The organism is uncultured Gulosibacter sp. (assembly GCF_963509965.1).
Lineage (GTDB): Bacteria > Actinomycetota > Actinomycetes > Actinomycetales > Microbacteriaceae > Gulosibacter.
The window spans coordinates 23644-45145 of the sequence record NZ_CAUPDE010000005.1 but is presented as its reverse complement, the minus strand read 5'-3'; the positions used below and the strand labels follow the sequence as shown (position 1 = coordinate 45145).

Genomic DNA, 21502 nt, shown 5'->3' with positions numbered 1-21502 from the left:
GAGGAATCGAACGGACAGCGGCTTGCGTGTTACGGCTGACACAATCAGCTCACTGTCTTGACGGGCTATAGTCTAAGGCAGCAAAGCGGCGATCAGGCCAACTTAACGTCAACTCCGGGGGTGCGAGTGCCGACTCCACGATCAGGCAATGTCGAGCGGCCAAGGCTCCCGAAGGGAACTATTGCGATACAGCCACCGCCCGATGTCGTCGAAGGAGCCGGCCCGGGCAACATCATGGCGATGGTGGTGCCGATGTTCGGTTCGATGGGCATCATGGTGTTCATGGCCTTCTCGGCCAATGCCAACCCGCGCATGCTGCTGATGGGTGGCACGATGGTGGTGTTGATGATCGCGATGGTGGCGTTCACCGTCGCGCGCCAGGTCACGCAACACCGCACGAAAGTCACCAATCAGCGGCGCGAGTACCTCGCCTATCTGGGCGATTTGCGTAAGGATGTGCGGCGCGCGGTGGTCGACCAGCGGGCCTTCGCCACCTGGAATCTGCCCGAACCCGAGGCACTGCCGATGATCGTGCAGCAGCGCGAGCGGCTCTGGGAGCGAAGCGATCCCGATCTCAATACGTTTGCCGCTCGCATCGGCACCTCGACGCAGCGCCTCGTGCTCGATTTGCGTGAGCCAGAACTGGCGCCGCTGTCGACCGCCGACCCGGTGTGTCTTTCGGCGGTGACGCGCTTCGTATCGACCTTTGAAAACATCGACGATCTACCGGTGGGGTTGAGCGTCGCCAACTACGGTCGCATTGAGGTGGCTGGTCGACGCGAGCACGCTCGTGACTTGGCGCGATCGATGGTCACCTCACTCGCCACCCTGGTGAGCCCCGAACTGCTGCAGGTGGCGTTGATCGCTGACGAAGACGGTCTGCAAGAGTGGGACTGGCTGAAGTGGCTGCCGCATATTCGCAGTCAACAAACCGATGCGCTCGGCGGGATGCGCATGATGGGCGGTTCGTTCGCCGAAGTGCTTGATCTGTTGCCGCCCGACATTCTTGAACGCGCGCGGATGTTGCCCGGTGGTTCGCCAGATGTGGCGCTGCCGCAGGTGATCATCATTGTTGACGGTGTGCAGCTGTCGATTCACGAGCGAGATGCGCTGCTTCGCCAGGGCATTTGTGTGCTTGAGCTGCTTGAAGAGTGGGGCAAGCTTGACGACTACACGACCCTGCGCCTGGTGGTGACCCCGCGCACCGACGGCACCCGTGAACTGACGGTTGCCACGCTGGCAGACGGCACAAACACGCTCACCGCCGATGCCATGTCGCGCGCGTTGGCGTTGACGGTGGCGCGCCGATTGGCTCGCTACGGCGGGGATGGTGCCGACGAGTTGGCCGAGTCGGCCACTCCGCGCGGCACCAGCGACCCCACTCGCCAGCGTGACCTGCTCGAGCTGCTGCATCTGGGTGATATCCGCGACTTCGACCCGAAGGTCGACATCGTGATGCGGCAGGGACGTGACCGTCTCAACGTGCCATTCGGTGTGACGCCCGAGGGCGTGCCCGTGAAGCTCGACATTAAAGAAAACGCGCAGCAGGGTATGGGCCCGCACGGTCTGCTCATCGGTGCCACCGGCTCGGGTAAGTCGGAGGTGTTGCGCACCATCGTCGCCGCAATGGCACTCACCCACAGCCCCGAACAGCTCAACTTTGTGCTGGTCGACTTCAAGGGTGGAGCGACGTTTGCCGGTATGGCCGAGATGCCGCACGTGTCGGCCACGATTACGAACCTCGAAAGCGAGCTCTCGCTGGTCGACCGTATGGAAGAGGCCCTGCACGGCGAGATGGTGCGCCGGCAGGAGATGTTGCGCGCGGCGGGTAACTATCCGAACGTGCGCGAATACGAGCAGGCGCGACGCGAGGGGAAGCACAACTATCCGCCGATGCCGGCGCTGTTCATCATCCTGGATGAGTTCTCTGAGCTGCTGAGCGCGAAACCAGGCTTCATCGACACTTTTGTGGCGATTGGTCGCCTCGGGCGTTCGCTTGAGATTCACCTGCTGCTGGCCACGCAGCGATTGGAAGAGTCGAAGCTGCGGGGCCTGGAATCACACCTGTCGTACCGGGTGGGTCTGCGCACTTTCTCTGCACAAGACTCGCGGGCGGTGATCGGAACTCCGGATGCATACGAGCTGCCGGCCGTGCCGGGTGTCGGTTTCTTGAAGACCGCCGGTGAAGGAATGACGCAGTTCCGTGCATCCTATGTGGGTGCGCCACCGAAACCACGTAAGGCTGAGGCGGCGAAAACCGCACCGAAGCGCTCGAGTGCAGCACGCATCCTGCCGTTTACCGCAGCGCCGGTGCTAGAACGCAAACCCGACCCGGCAACTGTTGCACCAGTCGAGCCCGAGACCGTGGTGAAAGCTGGCGACGAACGCTGGGAAGGCATGTCGATTGCCGATATTGCGATCGCCAAGCTGCTTCCGATGGAACCGAAGGCGCACCAGGTGTGGCTGCCGCCGCTTGATCTGCCTGACACCCTCGACCAGCTCTTTGGCGACCTCGCTATTAACCGTGAGTACGGGCTGCACTCGCCGAGCTGGCGGGCGAAGGGGCGACTCACCGTTCCCATCGGCATTAAGGATGTGCCACGCGAACAGCGACGCGAGCATATGGTGCTCGAACTCACCGGTGGTGCCGGTAACGTCGTGATTTACGGTGGCGCGCAATCGGGTAAGTCGACGGTGCTGCGAACACTGGTGATGGCGCTGTCGCTGGTGAACACGCCGCGCGAGGCGCAGTTCTACATCCTCGACTTTGGTGGCGGAACTTTTACCGGGTTCCGCAATGCTTCGCACGTGGCCGCGGTGGGAAGCCGTGATCGGCCAGACGTGGTGGCACGAATTATTGCCGAGATCACGGCAATCATGGCCGACCGGGAAGCCTATTTCCGCGAGCACGGTATCGACTCGATCGGCACCTATCGGCGGGGCCGCGAAGCCGGGCGCTACGACGACGGTTATGGCGATGTGTTCCTGGTAATTGATGGCTGGAACAACATGAAGGCCGACTTCGTCGATCTTGACCGCACCATTCAAGACCTTGCTGGCCGGGCACTGGCGCTGGGTGTGCACCTGGTTGTTGCCACAGCCCGACAGGCCGATATGCGGCAGGCGCTGCAGGGCGCATTCGGTTCGGTGTTTGAGCTGCGCCTCGGTGAAGTGCGCGACTCAACCATCAACGCGAAGAAGGCGGCACTGGTGCCCGAGGGAACACCGGGGCGTGGTTTATCGACCTCTGAGCATCACGTGTTGGCCGGCCTGCCGCGTATCGACGGCAAAAATGAGGCCGACACTATCGCTGATGGTGTGGCCCATGCCTGGAACGCGATCGGTTCGGCATGGCAGGGTGCCCCGGGCCCCAAGCTCAAGATGCTGCCCGAAATGCTGCCGCTCGAGCAGGTGCGTTCTGCAGCGAAACCAGAGGTCGCCGGCGGTGTGTTGCTCGGTATCGACGAGGCGCGCCTCGAACCGATTGGTTTCGACCCGGCAGTCTCACCGCATCTATTCGTTTTCGGTGACTCGCAGAAGGGTAAGACGGGCGTGCTGCGGTTGATCGCGCACGAGGTGATGCGCCTGAACCGGCCGCCCGAGGCGCAGTTCTTCCTGGTCGACTTCCGCCGCAGTATGCTGCAAGAGATCCCGGATGTGTACCTGGCGGGCTACTACACGAACCACCAGGTGACCACAGCCGCGATGGCTGAAATTGCCGGGTTGCTCAAGCAACGGCTGCCGGGCAAGGATGTGACACCGCAGCAGCTGCGCGACCGTTCGTGGTGGCAGGGGCCGGAGTTCTACATCATGGTCGACGATCTTGACCTGGTGAATACTTCGCAGGGTAATCCGTTGGCACCGATTGTTGAACTATTGCCGCAGGCGCGAGATGTCGGGCTGCACCTGTTCATCACCCGACGTTCGGGTGGTGTTTCGCGGGCGCTGTTCGATCCGGCGATTCGAGCGCTCATCGACCTCGGTTCGACCTCGCTGCTGCTGCCCGGTAGCCCCGAGGAAGGTCCGGTCATCGGCAAGATTAAGTTCCAGCCAGGGCCCGCCGGTCGTGGCCAGCTGATCTCACGAGCCCACGGCCGACAGCTGATTCAGGTTGGGTATATGGAACCGCAGCTGGCCGAAGAGTGACGCCATGACCCCCGAAAGGATCGACCGCATGAACCTGCCAGTTGAGTTCATCCACGGCATGGGGCAGGGGCCCGAATCGTGGCTGCCGGTCATTGCACAGCTACCCGAATGGGTGGATGCGAACGCCGCGAGTATGCCATCGATTTCGGCGCCGGCGCATGTGCCATTCACGCTCGACCGAGCCGCCGATTGGGTTGCCGCCGAACTTGCTGACCGCACCGAAGATTCGGCAGTGGTTGTGGGGCTTTCACTGGGTGCGAAGGTCGCGATCAGACTCGCAAGCCGTGAGCCGGGTCTGGTGCGTGGCCTGGTGCTATCGGCTCCGGTGGCGAAGCCTCCGAAGGCGCTGATGAACGTGCAACGAGCGCTGCTGCGGATGATGCCGGCAAAGCAGCTGGAAGCCGGGTCGATTGCGCACGGTGGCATCGGGCTAAACAAACAAGATCTGCTGGATGTGTTGCAGCATCTGGCCAATAGCGACCAGAGCGCTGAACTCACCCGCATTGAAGTGCCGGTGCTGGTGCTCGTTGGTGAGCGTGACCGGCTGAATCACCGGTTCAGTGGCCGGGTTGCCGAACTGCTGCCGAACGCTACGATGCGGGTGGTTCCCGACGCCGGCCACGATTGGAACCGCACGCATCCGGCGCAGTTCGCGAAGATCGTGACCGAGTGGCTCGAAACGCTCGATGCTGTCTAGTGGCGGATGGTTTCGTTTCTGACAGTTTGCTGTTAGCTCGACATCTTGTCGTTGACCCTGATGCATCCGCACCGTAATCTACTACTGCATGTAGTAATCATCGATTGGCTCGAAATCGAGCGGTTGAGTGACCAGCCTCGAAATCGACACGCTTGAGTTGCAGCAGACAAAAGCGCGGGGCGAAGTGGAGCCCGCCCCTGTCGGAGCGATAACTACCGGATGCAATGCCGTAGTGGGCCGATTGATCTGGCAGCAGCAGACCTGATCATCGGCCCCAGGTGTTTTCCGGCGGTGGATTCCCGCTAGCTCGGGTTGGCAGATTGTCGCAGTCGGATGGGTTCGGGAAGACGCCGTTTGCGTCCCAGCGGCCACACGCGCAGAGTGAGCCGTATCGCGCGTGCCTCAAGCGATGCATCCCCGGTCGCATCCCCCATTTTGACGAGCGCATTGGCGAGGTTTGCGGCACCCGCCTGCTTACCAGCCGTGTCGTCGGCAATGAGTTCAATGAGCAGCGCAGTTGCGCGCTTGAACTCGCGCCCGGCAGGAAGCCACCTTGGAAGCAGCCGCGCCGCCACCGAGGCGACACGCATCAGGCGTGGATGCGAACCGCGCAAATGCGCGTATTCGTGCGCGACTACCGCCTGCAACTCGGGTGGGCTGAGCAGCGCTTCCAGCGCGGTCGAATACATGATCTGCGCGCTTCGACCCGGTACCGAGCAGGCAAAGAGCGAGTCGCTGGCAACCAGCACCAGGGTGAAGCCCGGGCGTTCTTCAAGATTAAGTGCGGCATCGGCCAGGGCTATGCGCTCGCGGTCTTGGGCGTGCTGTAGCGGTTCGTCGACCTGTGCAACGATCGCGATCACGCCACCGATAATTGCTAGCGAACCCCAAGCGGCGGCGGTGACGATAAGCGACTCGCTCACTGTCGAGATGCTCGCGGTGTCGAGGCTCGACAAAACGAGCGCGAACAGGGCGTTGAGTATGAGCGCGCAGCCGGTGAAAAAAGCGGCAAACCACAGTGCGAGCGCGAGTTTGGGGCGGTGTACCGTCCAGGTTGCCCGGCTCAGCAATGGGGGCACTGCCAGGATGCACACGAGTGCGAGTGCGAGCGAGATCGCTGCGGCAATCATTGGTTAGCGGCGCTTGTGCTTTCGGTTCGACCGATTGAACGCCGACATCAGCAGCTCAACATCGGCCTCATCGAGATTACCCGCGAACTGGAGCAGTGCGGCCTCGCGATCTCCGGTGTTGTTCAGCGCGGTGAGCATGCGGTCACCGGCGTGCTCGCCCGCGCTGTGGGTGGCGCTGAATCGCACTTTGCGGGGCGACTCGGCCTGTCGCTGCACCTGGCCTTTACGCTCAAGCCGGTCGAGCGCGGTCATGAGTGTCGTATAGGCGGGGGTTCGGCCGCTGAATCGGTCTTGGATGTCGCGGGCGCTGATCGCTTCGTCGCTGGCCCAGAGAATCTGCATGACCTCACCCTCGAGTTCACCGCGTTCGCGGGTGCGGTCGCCAGCCATCATGCCTCCAAATGCTCTATCGATACTCTACATGATGTAGATCGCCGCGTCGCCGCGGCGCATCCCGCGCACCGCCGCGCATCCCGCGCACTGATATTCACCTTCTGTGTGCCTCCGCGTCAATTGTGTGTGTTGTGCCACGTACAAATGACGCGGAGACCCACAAATCCCGCTGCGGCGGAGCGTGCCGAAGTGGAAAGCGGCGGATGCGGCGCGGACGCCCAAGCGGGCGGCGCGGATGTGGGCGGCGGCGCACCGCGGCGAAGGCGGAGTGGAGGGGCTGACGGGAATCGAACCCGCGCTGTCTGCTTGGGAAGCAGAAGTTCTACCATTGAACTACAGCCCCACACGCTGCACAGTGCAGCGAATGGAAGTATAGCACCGAGCCGCGCGGGCATCCCGTCGTGATGCGCGTCGGCGGCTGCGGCACGTGGATACGAAAACCCGTGATGCGGCCGTGAAAAAGCGCCGAAATATTAAGCCGATTCACAACTCAAAGCAGTAGCGTTGCATCATGGAAATCCAAGGCAAACTCGCATCCGCAGTAAACACCCAAGTCACCCTCGAGCAGCACTCGGCGCTCGCCTATGACCAGCTCGCATACGACATGGAAGCACTCGACCTTCCGGGAATCGCCAGCTGGTTCCGAGCCCAAGCCGACGAAGAGCGAGTGCACGCAGCCAAGTTTGCGCAGCATCTGCTCGACCGTGGCGGCCGACCGCAACTCGAACAGATCGACGCCATGACCGAACACGCAGAAACAGTGCTCGAAGCATTCGAAGCGTCACTCGCACAAGAAAAGCGCGTCTCTGACGCCATCCGCAACCTCTACCGCATCGCCACCGCCGAGGGCGATATCGACTCACTGCCATTGCTGCACTGGTTCATCGACGAACAGCTTGAAGAAGAAGCCAGTGTCAGCGAAATTATCGGCCGCGTGAAACTCATCGGCGACGACGGTGCAGGTCTGCTCAAACTCGACCAAGAACTCGGCTCGCGCCCGGGCGGCGAAAACCTCGCCGAAGCTGAATAGGGCCTCTCTGGCACTGAAGAATCCGCGCATCCCGGCGCGGATGTGACTACGCTGGCGTTATGCTGCTCAGCGACCGTGACATCCGCGCCGGGATCGACGCCGGCACTATCGCGCTCGACCCGTGGGACCCGCAAATGGTGCAGCCCGCGAGCGTTGACGTTCGACTCGATCGATACTTCCGGCTGTTCGACAACCACCGGTACCCATCAATCGACCCCGCGCAAGAACAACCCGAGCTCACGCATCTGATCGAAACCGCCCCCACCGAGGCATTCATTCTGCATCCGGGCGAATTCGTGCTCGCCGCCACCTATGAGCAGGTCACGCTCGGCAACGGCATTGCCGCCCGCCTCGAAGGAAAGTCGTCATTGGGACGGCTCGGGCTGCTAACCCATTCGACCGCCGGTTTCATCGACCCCGGATTCCAGGGGCACGTCACCCTCGAACTCTCCAACGTTGCGACCCTGCCAATCAAACTGTGGCCCGGTATGAAGATCGGCCAGCTGTGCTTCTTCCAACTCTCGTCGGAAGCCGAAGTGCCCTACGGCTCAAAGCAGTACCAGTCGCGGTATTTCGGACAGCGCGGGCCCACCGCATCCCGCTCGTTCCAGAACTTCAGCATCGTCGACGTCTCGCAGCGCAACGATGGCGCTCGCGGCGCCTAGCGGCTCGCCACCATGCCCATCCCAGAATTCATTGTTGAACTGCGATCGAAAATCGGCCACGCACCGCTGTGGCTGATCGGCTGCACCGCGGTGGTGCTGCGCCCACACGCCGACGATGCCGCAACCACCGCCGACGCCGAAACCGCCGAGCGGTCAACTGGCACAGCCGCCGCCGCACAGGCGCCTCGAGTTGGGCGGGGGCTTCGATCAGTTGACCGGCAGCGATGGTCGGCGGGCGACGGCAGCGAAGATATTCTGCTCGTGCAACGGGCAGACGACGGCCTGTGGGCACCGGTGACTGGTGTGGTCGACCCCGGCGAACATCCGGCGATCACCGCCGTTCGCGAGACGCTTGAAGAAACCCGCGTGGATGCAGCAATCGAACGGTTGGCGCAGGTGCACGTCACCGATCAGGTCACGCACGCCAACGGTGATATTGCGCAGTACACCGGGCTCGTGTTCCGCTGCCGCTATCTCGGCGGCAGTGCGGGGGTGGGAGATGACGAGTCGCGACAGGTGCGCTGGTGGCCGAGCAACCTGCTGCCGCCGATGCGACAGGTGCACCGCGACGCGATTCGCGCGGCGCTCGCATCCGACCCGCTGTGTGAGCTGCGTGATGGTGAACGGATAATTCCGGTTCGCTAACGGCCACAGGGCCTAGGCTGGAGAGGTTATCGCCCACACTCGTGAAAGTGTTCGCATGTCGACCGCCCCCACGCCACAGCAGATTCGACGTTGGCGCCGCTACCTTGCCAACGAACGCGCTGAGGCGGCCACCTATCGCGCGCTCGCCAAACGGCGCACCGGTGAAGAGCGTGAGATTCTGCTCGAGCTTGCCGAAGCCGAGGGGCGGCACGAAGCGCACTGGGTGGCGCTGCTTGGCGAACATGCCACGGAGCCGCGGCCACCGAAAGCTGACCTGGCAACGCGATTGTTTGCCCGCTTTAGCCGCCGATTCGGTTCGGTGTTCACGCTCGCGCTAATGCAAAACGCTGAGGCACGTTCACCCTACGCGGCCGACCCCGACGCCACCGCGCAAATGGCGGCCGATGAACACATCCACGAAGAGGTGGTGCGTTCGCTCGCTACCCGGTCTCGAGCCCGGATGAGTGGCACATTCCGGGCGGCCGTGTTCGGTCTTAACGACGGCCTAGTGTCAAACCTCGCGCTGGTGCTCGGCATCGGCGCAACCGGCGCCCCAGCTCCGCTCGTGCTGGCAACCGGTATCGCGGGATTGCTCGCCGGTGCACTATCGATGGGCGCCGGTGAGTTTGTGTCGGTGTCGTCGCAGCGTGAATTGCTGGCCGCATCCACCCCTCGTGTCAGCACCGCCGAGCAGATTCCGCTGCTGGATGTGAACGCCAACGAACTCGAACTCGTGTACCGCGCCCGGGGGATGACGCGTGAAGAGGCCGCCACCCGCGCCGCGAGCATGTTCGCCCGCCTGGATGCGGCGGAGCGGCACACAGATCAGGCCGATGCGCACGAAGAACTCGGCACGCCGTGGGGAGCCGCGATCTCGAGCTTCCTGTTCTTCGCCGCCGGCGCGATTATCCCGGTGCTGCCGTGGCTGTTCGGGATGCACGGGCTGCCGGCAGTGCTGGTGGCCGCGGTTATCGTGGGGGCGGCGCTGCTGCTCACCGGTGGCGTGGTCGGGGTGCTGTCGGGCGCTTCGCCCTGGAAGCGTGCGCTTCGGCAGCTGCTGATCGGATACGGGGCCGCGGCCGTCACCTATCTGCTGGGTCTGGCATTCGGCGGCGTGGTCGCGGCTTAGCTGACCGGGGGCGACGGGTTAGTTTTCGGGCGCGCCGACGATGAGCTGCCCAGACTGTGCCGACTGCGTGACGGTCACGGTTTGGGTGCCCTCGTTGTACTCAAACTCGCACTGGAACGAATTGCCCTGCTCTACCTTCACCCAGGCTGGGCAGTTGACCTTTTCAACATCGGTGAGCCCGAAGTCATCACGCAGCACGTTGGCGACTTCCGATTCGAGCTTGCTCTCGTTATAGCTGAACACCTGGTTGGCGAAGAAGAAACCGGCTGCGGCGCCACCGACGATGCCCAGCGGCAGCAGCAGCGACAGCACGGCGACGGTGCGCCGGGCACCGCGCCCGGGCTTGCGAGTTTTACGTTTTTTCGGTTCTTCCCACTTCATCGGGGTGGGGGTGCCGTAGCTTGCTTTACCGCTGGTGTATGAGCTCAGGGGTGCGGGGGCGGCCGGCGGCGCTGCGGGGGGAGTGCTCGACGGGGCCTTGGGCACCGGTTGCCAGCGCGGCGCCGGCGCCTGCTGTTGGCCGGGGCGCTGACCGGCAGCCTGCTGGGGCACACCGCCGAACGGCTGCTGGGTTCGGTTACCGTGAGGCTGCTGGGGTGGGTTACTGTGCGGCTGCTGCGGCATCGGCCGCGTAAAGCGCGGATCCTGCGGGTGATTTGGGGGAGTGGTCATCAGTTTTTCCTCTCAAACCATCACATCGAGTTGAGCCGGTTAAGGAACTCATCAAGCTGCTGCCGAGTGGTGATTCGCAACACATCATTGCCGGGGATCGCATCGTCAGCCACCGGCTTCATCGACCCTGAGGGTGCCGTTGCGGTCATCTCGAAACCGATCTGCAGGCGCAGTGTATGGCCATCATCACCGGTGAGTGTGCCGTTCACTTCGATCTTGGTGACGGCACCGTCGCTATTCACCCACAGATGCAGCGGCAGCTTCATGGCACGCGTTTTTTCGGCGAGGAAGCCATCGAACTGCCCGTCGGATGGAATCAAACCCACATCCGACAGCGCCTCATAGCTCACCGCGGTGGCGAAGTGTTGGTCGCCATTGGAGCTGCGTGACAGTTGCACCGGAACATTGTCGTCCTGCTGTTTGGTGTTGTTCCAGGCCTTCACGAGGAAGCACATATAGGCCACCGAGTAGAGCGTGCAGTTCGACTCGGCATTGCGCATCCGGTCGAGATCACCCATCGGTAGCTGCACCCAGGTTTTGCCCCCGGCAAGCTGCTTCTTATAGCGATCACCCAACAAAAAGTAGGTGTACGGCGAGCCGGCCTGGTGCGACTGGTCGAACGAGTCGCCTTCGAGTGACGACACCCGACGCGAGACGTAGTTCTCACCCTCAACCGAAGTGAGGTATTCGAAGTGTGCCGAGCCGTGCGAATCCGATTCGATATGCATATATCCGGTGGCCTGGAACGACTCAATCTTGGTGAGGCTGGCAGTAGCGTCGAGATTGAGGAGTTTCTCGCCGGCATCCGCGTGGTAGGCGACTTTTTCATCGTGGTCGGCAACGGCCCAGGGTTTGATTTCGAAACTCGGGGTGCATCCCACCAGTAGGGATGCGACCAGCACCGAGCTGAGGCCCGCCGCGATGCCGCGACGCCAGGATGCGCGCATCATGATTGTCCGTCCAGGTCTCGGTAGAGGTTCAGTGCGGTCTGCCCCAACACCGAAGCGTTAGCGGTGGAGGTGTTGAGCATCACGGTTGAGGTGACGCCCACCACATAGCCCGTGCCCGACGCGGCATCATATTTGGTGAGCCAGCCGCCACCGGATGAACCCTGAGTCATATTGCAGGTGTGTGCATAACCGCCCTGCCAGTTCGATGCGTACTCGGTTGAAGCGCAGACATACTCGTCGAGCCCATCAAATGGAGGCGCCGACGGGTATCCCACCTGAGTCAGGGTGTCGGTGGGAATGCCGAAAGCAATGCCCTGCGCCCCCGTCACCTCTTGGATGGAGCGACCGTTTTGTTCTTCCATCTTGAGGAACGCGAAGTCGTAGTTCCAGCCTTCGTCTGAGGTCAGCACCCCCGAGTCGTCGGTGATGGCTTTATCGACAAACTCCTGCGGCACCGACACACTCACAGCAGCCCACATGCCATACGGGGCCTCCTCGGCATTATTGCGATCGCCAGGAACAAAAATCATCGATTCGGCGAGTGTGCCCTTGCCGTCGGTTGACACCACACAGTGCGCGGCGGTGACGACGATATCGCCCGAATCAGAATTAACAACGGTGGCCGAACACACATTCAGCGAAACACCGTCAAACGTGAAGTAGAGGCGCCCGAACGCGCTTGCGCCAAGCCCCGAACGATCGTAGAGTTCGGCATCCGAGATCACCCCGAGCCCCTTGGGTGAAGCGGGCATCGGTGCGGTTGCGGGGCGGCTGGCCCCGGTTGCCGGATCGCCGGGCCCGGAGGGTAGGCCATTGTCGGGAACCTGGAACTCCATCCCCTCGGCGTTGCGCAGTTTATTGGGGTCGCTCCAAAACTCGTGCGACTCTTGCGGTGAAAGTTCGAACTCTTCTCGCAGCCCCGAATCGCTGCTCTTCGGCACCGGCAAAAAAGGTTGATAGCCACCCGGCGAGGCCTGCACCGAGAAACTGGTGGAGCAGCCGGTGAGGGTGAGGGTGACGATTGCAGCTGCGGCAGCTAGCGCGGTGCGCAGGTGGCGAACGCCCATACATCCTCCGAAAACTGATCTACGGGGCATTGCCCCCAACCTCACTATCTCATCGTAGGTGGCTAAGGTTGCGCATCGATCTCGAGATGCAATCAGCAATTCATGATGTGCTCTGAAGCATGCCTCGAATCTCACTGCTCGATCTCATTCCGCTGACACAAAATCAAACCCCGCATGATGCGCTTCGTGACGCGCGCGAGATGGTGCGGGCCGCCGATCGGCTCGGCTACCACCGCTATTGGGTGGCAGAACACCACAACACGCGAGCGATTGCGTCGACCTCGCCCGCGGTGGCGCTGGCCTGGCTCGGCAGCGACACTGAACGCATCCGGCTCGGGTCGGGTGGCGTCATGCTGCCGAACCATGCCCCGTTTGTGGTTGCCGAGCAGTTCGCGCTGCTTGAGGCGATGTATCCCGACCGTATCGACCTGGGTCTGGGCCGCGCTCCCGGCACCGACCCGGTCACCGCCGCCGCACTTCGCCGCGACACCTCGCAAGAGGCGGTGCAGCGCTACCCGAACGATGTGGTCGAGATCATGCACTATCTCGACCCCGCCAACGGTGCGGTGACGGGGAATTTGCGCCACCGGCTGCACGCAGCGGCCGATATTCCCCACTCGCCGGAGGTTTGGTTGCTCGGCTCGAGTCTGTTCTCGGCTGAACTGGCCGGGGCGATGGGGCTGCCGTATGCGTACGCCAACCACTTCAATATGGGCGGGGATGCGGTCAGCGCCGCCAACCACTATCGCCGGCACTTCACCCCATCTGCAAGGCAAGAACAGCCACAGTTCATGATTAGCGCGTCGGTTTTGGTGGCTGGCACCGAGGCCGAAGCGCAGCGGTTGGATGTGACTCAGCGCGTTTCTCGCTTCCAGCTGCTTGCCGGCAAGCTCGACAAGTTGCTTTCGCCTGAGGCTGCTGCCGAGTTCGCCGTGGATGTCGAGCACACCGATCTGTGGCAGCGGTCGAAGGGGAACCAGTATGTCGGCACTGCCGAAACGGTGCGCGACGGGCTTGCCGAACTTGTTGAGCGCACCGGTGCCGACGAGCTGCTGCTCGCCATCAACGCCTACTCGCTCGTCGACCGGCTCGAGACCCTTTCGGCGCTCGCGCCGCTGCAACCGTAGCTCTCGCCGCATCCGGCGCCGCTTCGGCTGCAGCCTGCCGCCGCCCTGCATCCCCGTCGCTAGCCCCGGCCGCGTCCTGCTGCCGCCCTGCATCTCCGATGCTAGTTCCGGCTGCATCCTCGCACCGCGTACCGGCTGGCGAATTTTGTTTCCTGGCCTCAGAAATTTGTTTCCTGATTTTTGTTTTTTGGCTGCATTCTGGCGATTTTTGGTCGGAAAAGGCGCGAATACGGCCGATTTGCAGTCAGGAAACAATTTTCAGCAACCGGGATGCAGTCAGGAAACAATTTTCAGCAACCGGGATGCAGTCAGGAAACAAAAATCTGCAGGGCTGGTGGGTGCAGCGTAGAGCTGACGCAGGGCTGGTGGGTGCAGCGTAGAGCTGGCTGGTGCAGGACGAGCGAGCGCGGCGCGGCAGGCTGCCACAATGGCAGCGTGACCGAATCAGCCATCATTTTTGACGACCCCAGCGACGCCCCCGACTCGAGTGATCTCGACCGGCTGGCTCGCATCCACGCCGCCCTGCAGCAGGCGGGATACACCGTCGACGGGGTGCGTGAGCGCCTCGGCGAAGCACCCACCGCCGCGCTTGATCGCGACCTGCTGTTGCCCGCCGAGGTGGCGGTTGACCGCGGGCCGGCGGATGCGCTCGCGGCTTTCATCCGGGTGTATTTGCTGGCCCAACCGGTGGCCCTCAAGCAGCTACCCGCAGTGGCCGATCAGCTCGCTGTGGGGCTGCTCGAACCGGCTGATAGTAACCGGGTTCGGGCGTGCATCGATATTCGCCCCTACGCGGTCGCTCATGCCGAGAATCACGCCGAGCTGTGGGTCGCATCTGACCTGGGCGGAGTGCAGATCGCCGCCGACCGGGCGTTGCGCCGCGACCATGTTGTTGGCATCGGCCCTGCCACCACAAACCTGGCTCAGATCACGCCGCGTGATCGGGTTGATTCGGCGCTCGATCTCGGGGTGGGGATGGGGGTGCAGACCATGCACCTGCTGTCGCACGCCCGCCGCGTGGTGGCCACCGATATTTCTGCGCGGGCGATTGCGTTCGCGCGATTCAACCTGCTGCTGAACGCACACACGCTCGGCATCGACCCGCAGCGGCTTAACGACCGGGTGGAGTTGCGTATCGGTGACCTGCTCGAACCGGTCGAGGGCGAAACTTTCGACCTAGTGGTATCGAATCCACCGTTCGTCATTACACCGCGCACCGACGGTGAGCAGCATCACGACCAGTACACCTACCGTGATGGTGGCCGCCCCGGTGATCGGCTTGTTGAAGAGCTCATGCGCGGTCTCGGTGCGCAGCTGCGGCCGGGCGGTATCGCGGTGATGCTCGGCAACTGGGAGATCCACCGTGGTGATAGCAGCTGGCACTCGCGCATTGAGGGTTGGGTGCCTGGCGATATCGACTGTTGGGTGGTGCAGCGTGAGCGTGCCTCCGGCATCGAATACGCCGATATGTGGCTGAAGGATGCGCAAGAGAACCGCGAATTGACATCGTGGCGCGAGCAGTTCCTGCGCTATCTTGACGATTTTGCTGCGCGCGAGGTTGAGTCGGTGGGGATGGGGATGCTCATGTTGCACCGGCCGGAGGTTGCGGTTGCCGAGCCGGTGCGACGGTTCGAAACCTTGGAGCATCAGTTGGCGCAGCCGCTTGGTGCCAGCGTGCGAGCGGCGTTCAGTGCCGATGATTGGCTGCGTCAGCACGGCCAGCAGGATTTGTTTGACGAAACCTATGTGGTGGCGCCCGATGTGACTGAGGAGCGGCACCGGCTGCCCGACTCGGAGCATCCCAATGCCATGTTGTTGCGTCAGGGCGGCACGTTTCGACGCACCTATCCGCTGTCAACCGAACTCGCCGCGTTTGTTTCGGTGTGTGACGGCGAACTGACCGGTGCGCAGATTGTGGCCGCGCTTTCGGGACTGCTTGAGATATCGGATGCGCAGCTGCGTGATCAGCTTGATCGCAATGTTCGCGAGTTGGTGGCGTTTGGTTTCATCACCCCGCTGTATTGGTAATTCGGATGCTCCGATTGTTGTAAATCTCGGCTCAGGTTGTGCTTGTGGCTGCCTAAACCGGTAGGCTCCACCTGACTCCCCCAACAGGGCTGCCGACAGTGCAAAGGAGAATCAGCCGTGTCAAACGATTTCCCGAACTACCAGCAGGGCCAACCGCCCTATGGTCAGCAGCCGCAGCCCGGCTACGGCCAGCAGCCGCAGTTTGGCGGCCAGCCTGGCTATGGCCAGCAGCCGCAGCAGCCGCCATACGGCCAGCAGCCGCAGCAGCCATATGGTCAGCAGCCGCAGCAGCCATATGGTCAGCCCGGCTACGGTCAGCAGGGCCAGTTTGGTCAGCAGGCGCCGCAGCGTCCGCCGGCACAGCCGATGCCGGGCGCAACCTGGCTCGACTGGGTGCGCGATATCGGCGGCCCGGCTCTGCTGCTGATCGCGCTAGTGATGGTGTGGAACCTCGGTGCGAGCCGTGGCGGTGTGACACTCACCGCCACCTCAATTGCCGGTGTGCTCACCGCGATTGTGGCGGCGCTCGGTGGTGGCTTCATGCTGCTCGTGCGTTTCGGCATGGTGCCGGTGGCGCCGAAGGTTGCGCATCTGATTCGACTCGGTACGCAGGCGCCGTATTTGATCGCCGCGCTCGTTTACATCATTCTCGAGATCGTTACTGCCTTTTCTCTGAGCAGCGGCACGAGCGTTGGCCCCGGTCAAGCGGGTGTCGGCGCCGGTATGGCGATCGGTCTGGCTGGTTGCGCGCTTAACATCCAGCCGCGTGACTATGAGCTGCTTGCGCTGGGCGGCATCCAATCGCCTGCTGCCAGCCTGCACCGACTGGTAAACAAGATCGGCACTTATGCCGTAGTGGCTGTGACCGGTCTCGGTCTGGTAATCAGCATTGTGACGAGCATCATGCTCATGGCTCAGAGCAGCCGCTACGCGAGTGAGGCTGTCGGCTACCAGCTCTTGAACCTGCTCGCCGGTGTTGTGCTGGTTGCGGCGATCGTTGGTTTGCCGCTCGTGCTGATGCTGATGGGTTCAGAAGCAGGCCGCATTGCGATGCTCGCGGTCGGTGTGGCTGCTGGGCTCGCGCTGGTGCTCGACGGCACGTTCGGCCTGCTGTTTTCGGGTAGCGGTATTGAGTCGGTAATCTCTTCGGGTTATTCGCTCACGATGGCCGCGGTAGCGGGTGCAATCGCGATCAGCCCCGCGACCATTGCTACCCGCAAGCCCATGGATCCGACCGCTCGCTGGTTCTCGGGTGCGAGCCTCGCGCTGATCGCCGGCGGCGGTGTTGCCGTTGCGGTGCTGCTTTCAGCAGTCGGATTCTTCGTTTCGGGCGGCACCGACACCGCGCTCTGGATTGTGCTGCTGGTGTTCACCCTCCTCGGCGGGGGTGCCGCAGTATTCGGCAACATTCTGCTGGGCAAGCGCCGTGAGAGCACCAAGCAGATGCTGCTGCTCATTGCGCTCGGTGCTGCCGCCGTGCTCGGTCTTGTTGCGGTGATTATTGCCGCGATTCAGCTCCACGACGATGGCAGCATCATGGCGTATTTCGGCCCGAATGTGGCTCCGGTGCACCTGCTGGCGACGCTCGTGCTGCTGCCGCTGGTGGTGCTGGCTGGTGTGTTCTTCCAGCCGCAGATGAAAGAGTTCTTCCGCTCGCGTGGTCTTGCGCTGCAGCTGCAGAACGCTGGTGGCCAGCAGTTCGCTGGTGGCTACGGTCAGCAGAGCCAGTATGGTCAGGGTGGTTTTGGTCAGCAGCCGCAGCAGGGTTGGAACCAGCAGGCCTCGCAGCCGTACGGTCAGCAGCAGAACCAGCCTGCGCAGTTTGGTCAGCAGGATGCGGGCCAGCCGTTTGGCCAGTCGGGCCAGTATGGTCAGGGTGGTTTTGGTCAGCAGCCGCAGCAGGATTGGAACCAGCAGGGCGCGCAGCAGTACGGCCAGCAACAGGATGCTGGTCAGCAAGGCCAGTATGGCCAGCAGGGCGCGCAGCAGTATGGACAGCAGGATGCGGGTCAGCCGGGCCAGTATGGTCAGGGTGGTTTTGGTCAGCAGCCGCAGCAGGATTGGAACCAGCAGGCCTCGCAGCCGTACGGTCAGCAGCAGGACCAGCCTGGTCAGTTTGGCCAGCAGCAGGATCAGCCTGGGCAGTTTGGTCAGCCCGATGCTTCGGCCTCGCAGTACGGCCAACAGGATGCTGCAACATCGCAGTATGGCCAGCAGGGAGCATCCCAGGAAGCTGCCGGCTACCCCCAGTCGGTTTCGACCGAGGAGCCCGGCGAACAGGCTGATAATCAGAACGAAAGCGGGGCGCAGTACCAGACCGACAACGCTAGCGTCACCGAGCAGGCCACCTCGCAGCAGTCGGAAACGGCGACGGCTGAACCGGTAACTGGTGCTGCATCCGCCGCCCAGCCGGAGGTCGCGCAGCAGCCCGAGGCCCAACAAGACGGCAATGTTGATCTTGCCGCTCTTGCTCGCCGGGCACTCGACCCGAACACACCCGCGGCAGAACTGCACCCGATGGCGAACCACCGCGAACTGTGGCCCTACCTGGCCGCAGCTCCCTCCGCCTCGCAAGAGCTGCTCGACTGGCTCGAGCAGACCGGCGACCCCACCGTCAAGCAGTACCTTGACGCTCGCAAGAACCAGCAGTAGCCGCGCATAACGCGCAGCTCGGGCCCAGCTTCTGCAACGCAGCTGGGCCCGAGCTTATTTCCGGGCGCTCAAGACTACAGTGGAAAGGATGTCACCAACCAACAACCGCCGCCGCCAACAACTGGCGAGTGCCCTGCGCGTTAAGCGTCGAGGCCCGCTGCTACAGGTGTTGAAAACCGCGATCGCGGTGATCACCGCCTGGTATGTGGCGCAGTGGCTCGTGGGCACCGATACGCCGGTGTTCGCCGCCATCGCCGCAATGTTGATTGTGGCTCCGAGCGTGAACCAGTCGCTCACCCGCGGTATTGAACGCACCATCGGGGCCGTTCTCGGGGTGCTGATTTCGAGTGTGCTCGGCGCGGTGTTCGGTGTGAGTGGCGTCACCATCCTCGCGGCCTGCGTGCTCGCGCTGTGTGTGGGGTGGGCGATTCGTGCCACCCCGCCCACCAGCAACCAGATCGCCATCAGCGCCCTGCTAGTGCTCGCCCTGGGCGCAACCAGCGAAACCTATGCGGTTGACCGCATCCTCGAAACCATCCTCGGTGCCGTTATCGGGTTGGCGATCAACGCGCTATTGGTGCCGCCGCTGCAAACCGAAGCAGCGCGCGACCAGCTTCGTGTGCTTGGCGGCGAAGTTGCCGAAGCGCTTAACCGGCTGGCGGATGCGCTCACCACCGAATACCAGCAGGCGCAGCTGCAGCAGTTGATGATCGAGGCGCGACTGCTACGACCGATGCGTGATAAAGCAATCGAATGCATCGCTGATGCCGATGAGTCGCTCACCATGAATCCGCGGCGTTCGAAACATCACCGCGAACTGCGTCAGATGCGCGACCTGCTCAACGATCAGCTCAGTCCCATCGTGAATCGGGTGGTGGGGATGACTCGCGCGGTGTTCGACCACTACAGCGACTCGATCATCGACGAGCCCGCATCCGCGCAAATTGCCGAGCAGCTGCGCCGTCAAGCGCATGATGTGCGTCTGGCGGTGTTCGAGGCGGATGTGAACCCCGAACCGATCACTTCGGCCATCCCGGCTCTTACCGCGCCGCTGCAGATTCGCCCGCCAAAATCAGAAAACTGGATTTTGATTGGTTCACTCATGGAAGACCAGCGACGCATTCGAGAAATCTTGCTTGGTGAACAACTGTAACGACAACGCTACTCATTGCGGGTATAATCTCGCCGCACTGCGGAAAAGGAGAAGCATATGGCCGACGTCGAAATCGTCGCGGGCGAATTGCCCAAACTTGCTGGTCAGCTTGACTCGGCGAGCGCGGAAATTCTCAAGGCCACCGACACGGCCTCGCTCCTCGGTTCCGTTGCCACCGCTATGCCGGGCGCTAAGTCTGGCAGCAAAGCAGTGGCGGCCGGAAGGTCGGTGGATGACCGCTGTCGCGCGATCTCGAAACAACTCACCAAAGACGGTGACTCGTGCCGTGCTGCCGACCGCGATTTCGTCGCCGCCGACGAAGCGCTGGGCGATAAGTTTTCTTCTGTGTGCACCGTATCCGGATACCAGAATTAGGAGATACGGCAATGGTTAGCTGGCAGGACATTCTTGGATGGCACCCATCTGCCCTCGACACAACGGTGGGCGATCTCAATGAGCGCGGCAATGGTCTGCGCGATGCGGCAGATGATCTCGACGACGCCCGCAACGCCCTGCAGTCGCGCGGCGAGACGGTTTCGGCCGCGCAAAAGGCAACCGCGAAGAGCTCGGACGATACCAATCTTTCGGTGTCACTGCTGAGTGAATTGAGCATGGCAACCGCACAGGCAGCGAGCGGGGTTGCCGATGTTGAAACTCGGGTGCACGAGTGTCAAAGCTTTGAATCGATAAAAGAGCTGGTGATTCACTCGTCGGGGAGTGTCTCGATCGCCCCTTCACGTCAGCAGAGAATCGACGAGTACCTGCGCAGTAACTTTCAGGCTGGGATGCAGCAGCAGTTCGAGGCAAACGCTGATCGCGAGCAGCTCAGTGGTGATGTTACCGATTCGGTGCGCCGTGCGCGCGAAGTGGATGATGCCTATCACGATCGACTCGCCGCGGTTGAGCGTGGTGATGTGAAAGCTGAGGGCGCCGATGCGTTTGCGCAGGGCCTGCCCGATCTGCCGCAGCCGGGATGGAGTGACCGAGAGGTTGCGGCCTGGTGGAACTCGCTTTCACTTGAAGAGCAGCAGCAGATCATCGAGCACCATCCCGAGGCCATCGGAAATCTCGACGGCATCGATGGCCGCTCACGCGACAAAGCGAACATGAATCGGCTGCCCGGGCTGATCGAAGACGCTGAAAAACAGCTGGCGGAAGCCGAAAAACAGTGGCGCATGGATCCAGAGTCTCCCTTGACGTACAAGGCCTATCTGGATGCCAAAGAGCGACTCGACGACCTGAACACGATTCGTGACACGCGCGCTGCGGGCGGTCAGCTGCTGTTGCTCGATGCTTCGGGCAGTGAAGGTGTGCGCGCGGCAATCGCCACCGGCGACATCGACTCGGCCAAGTATGTGGCAACCCTCGTGCCGGGTATGAACACGACAGTGCGTGACTCACTGCCGGGAATGGTTTCTGACATGACGCGCCTGCGAAACATCACCTCGATTGAGCAGGGTATTGACAGTAGCGACATCGCGATGGTGTCTTGGATCGGTTATGACGCACCGCAGAACCCGGTGGAAGTTGCATCGACCGGTCGAGCTACCGACGGCGCTGGTAACCTCAACCGGTTCGTTGAGGGGGTGCACGCCTCGCGTGCCTACGGCGAGCATGGCGATCCCAGGATGACTGTCTTCGGGCACTCATATGGCTCTACCACCGCGGGTATGGGTATGCGTGACGTCAATGTCGGTGTCGTGGATGATCTGGTGATGTTCGGATCGCCAGGGTCGGGCGTTCAGGATGCGCGCGAATATAACGTCGCGGGCCAAGCCTATGTGTCGGCCGTCGACAGCCACGACTGGGTGCAGGGAATGGGCCCAGACGGCTCATTCGGCAAGAACCCCACCAAGGTCGATGGTATTGAGCATCTGTCGGGCGACGACGGGATCCGTAACCACCGGTCGCTCGACCCGTTCTCGCGCCACTCCACCTATCTGAAGACTCCCGAGGGGCAAGACTCAACGGGCATCCTGTCTGACTTCGCCGCCGTTATTGCAGGGAATAAATAAGCT

Annotated in this window: 17 protein-coding genes and 1 tRNA gene; 12 read left to right on the top strand and 6 right to left on the bottom strand. The window is 62.5% G+C overall.

All coding sequences use genetic code 11. The features are described from left to right. The first annotated feature begins 120 nt into the window (after window positions 1–120). On the top strand, window positions 121–4146 hold the full coding sequence (gene eccCa, locus RQ865_RS05000; protein WP_311478019.1) for a type VII secretion protein EccCa: 4026 nt from the start codon (window positions 121–123) through the stop codon (window positions 4144–4146). A 28-nt stretch (window positions 4147–4174) separates the two neighbouring features. Continuing rightward, window positions 4175–4843 carry an alpha/beta hydrolase gene (locus tag RQ865_RS04995; protein ID WP_311478018.1) on the top strand — a complete coding sequence of 223 codons (669 nt, stop codon included), beginning with the start codon at window positions 4175–4177 and terminating at the stop codon, window positions 4841–4843. Window positions 4844–5145: 302 nt separating this feature from the next. Here RQ865_RS04995 and RQ865_RS04990 read toward each other — a convergent pair whose 3' ends face one another. The 3 genes from RQ865_RS04990 to RQ865_RS04980 all read right to left on the bottom strand — a co-directional run bounded on the left by RQ865_RS04990 (window position 5146) and on the right by RQ865_RS04980 (window position 6709). After that, window positions 5146–5973 carry a M56 family metallopeptidase gene (locus tag RQ865_RS04990; protein WP_311478017.1) on the bottom strand — a complete coding sequence of 276 codons (828 nt, stop codon included), beginning with the start codon at window positions 5971–5973 and terminating at the stop codon, window positions 5146–5148. Between the two features lie 3 nt (window positions 5974–5976). After that, a complete protein-coding gene (locus tag RQ865_RS04985) occupies window positions 5977–6366 on the bottom strand; it encodes a BlaI/MecI/CopY family transcriptional regulator (protein ID WP_311478016.1) in 390 nt (129 codons plus the stop codon). 269 nt (window positions 6367–6635) lie between these two features. Continuing rightward, window positions 6636–6709, bottom strand: a tRNA-Gly gene (locus tag RQ865_RS04980). A 168-nt stretch (window positions 6710–6877) separates the two neighbouring features. Between RQ865_RS04980 and RQ865_RS04975 the strand changes: the two genes are divergently transcribed. The 4 genes from RQ865_RS04975 to RQ865_RS04960 are packed head-to-tail and all read left to right on the top strand — an operon-like array spanning window position 6878 to window position 9835. Beyond that, window positions 6878–7396, top strand: a complete 519-nt coding sequence (locus tag RQ865_RS04975) for a ferritin (protein WP_311478015.1) — start codon at window positions 6878–6880, stop codon at window positions 7394–7396. Between the two features lie 59 nt (window positions 7397–7455). Further along, window positions 7456–8061 (top strand): dCTP deaminase, encoded by a 606-nt coding sequence (gene dcd / locus RQ865_RS04970; RefSeq protein WP_311478014.1) that lies wholly within the window; start codon window positions 7456–7458, stop codon window positions 8059–8061. Between the two features lie 12 nt (window positions 8062–8073). After that, window positions 8074–8706, top strand: coding sequence for an NUDIX domain-containing protein (locus RQ865_RS04965; protein WP_311478013.1), 633 nt, complete (start codon window positions 8074–8076; stop codon window positions 8704–8706). A gap of 55 nt (window positions 8707–8761) precedes the next feature. Next, window positions 8762–9835 carry a VIT1/CCC1 transporter family protein gene (locus tag RQ865_RS04960; protein ID WP_311478012.1) on the top strand — a complete coding sequence of 358 codons (1074 nt, stop codon included), beginning with the start codon at window positions 8762–8764 and terminating at the stop codon, window positions 9833–9835. An 18-nt stretch (window positions 9836–9853) separates the two neighbouring features. Here RQ865_RS04960 and RQ865_RS04955 read toward each other — a convergent pair whose 3' ends face one another. The 3 genes from RQ865_RS04955 to RQ865_RS04945 are packed head-to-tail and all read right to left on the bottom strand — an operon-like array spanning window position 9854 to window position 12524. Continuing rightward, entirely contained in the window at window positions 9854–10507 is a 654-nt protein-coding gene (locus RQ865_RS04955) for a DUF4333 domain-containing protein (RefSeq protein WP_311478011.1), read from the bottom strand. Window positions 10508–10527: 20 nt separating this feature from the next. Then, on the bottom strand, window positions 10528–11457 hold the full coding sequence (locus RQ865_RS04950) for a hypothetical protein (RefSeq protein ID WP_311478010.1): 930 nt from the start codon (window positions 11455–11457) through the stop codon (window positions 10528–10530). Continuing rightward, a complete protein-coding gene (locus RQ865_RS04945; RefSeq protein WP_311478009.1) occupies window positions 11454–12524 on the bottom strand; it encodes a trypsin-like peptidase domain-containing protein in 1071 nt (356 codons plus the stop codon). Before RQ865_RS04945 ends, RQ865_RS04950 begins: the two co-directional genes overlap by 4 nt. Window positions 12525–12643: 119 nt before the next feature. Between RQ865_RS04945 and RQ865_RS04940 the strand changes: the two genes are divergently transcribed. The 6 genes from RQ865_RS04940 to RQ865_RS04915 all read left to right on the top strand — a co-directional run bounded on the left by RQ865_RS04940 (window position 12644) and on the right by RQ865_RS04915 (window position 21499). Continuing rightward, entirely contained in the window at window positions 12644–13651 is a 1008-nt protein-coding gene (locus RQ865_RS04940) for an LLM class flavin-dependent oxidoreductase (protein WP_311478008.1), read from the top strand. Window positions 13652–14086: 435 nt separating this feature from the next. Beyond that, window positions 14087–15679 (top strand): methyltransferase, encoded by a 1593-nt coding sequence (locus RQ865_RS04935; RefSeq protein ID WP_311478007.1) that lies wholly within the window; start codon window positions 14087–14089, stop codon window positions 15677–15679. 117 nt (window positions 15680–15796) lie between these two features. Further along, complete coding sequence (locus RQ865_RS04930) at window positions 15797–18331, top strand: hypothetical protein (RefSeq protein WP_311478006.1); 2535 nt, start codon at window positions 15797–15799, stop codon at window positions 18329–18331. Window positions 18332–18419: 88 nt separating this feature from the next. Then, a complete protein-coding gene (locus RQ865_RS04925; protein ID WP_311478005.1) occupies window positions 18420–19484 on the top strand; it encodes an FUSC family protein in 1065 nt (354 codons plus the stop codon). A 57-nt stretch (window positions 19485–19541) separates the two neighbouring features. Continuing rightward, window positions 19542–19859 (top strand): hypothetical protein, encoded by a 318-nt coding sequence (locus tag RQ865_RS04920; protein ID WP_311478004.1) that lies wholly within the window; start codon window positions 19542–19544, stop codon window positions 19857–19859. 11 nt (window positions 19860–19870) lie between these two features. After that, complete coding sequence (locus RQ865_RS04915; RefSeq protein ID WP_311478003.1) at window positions 19871–21499, top strand: alpha/beta hydrolase; 1629 nt, start codon at window positions 19871–19873, stop codon at window positions 21497–21499. The last annotated feature ends 3 nt before the right edge of the window (window positions 21500–21502 follow it).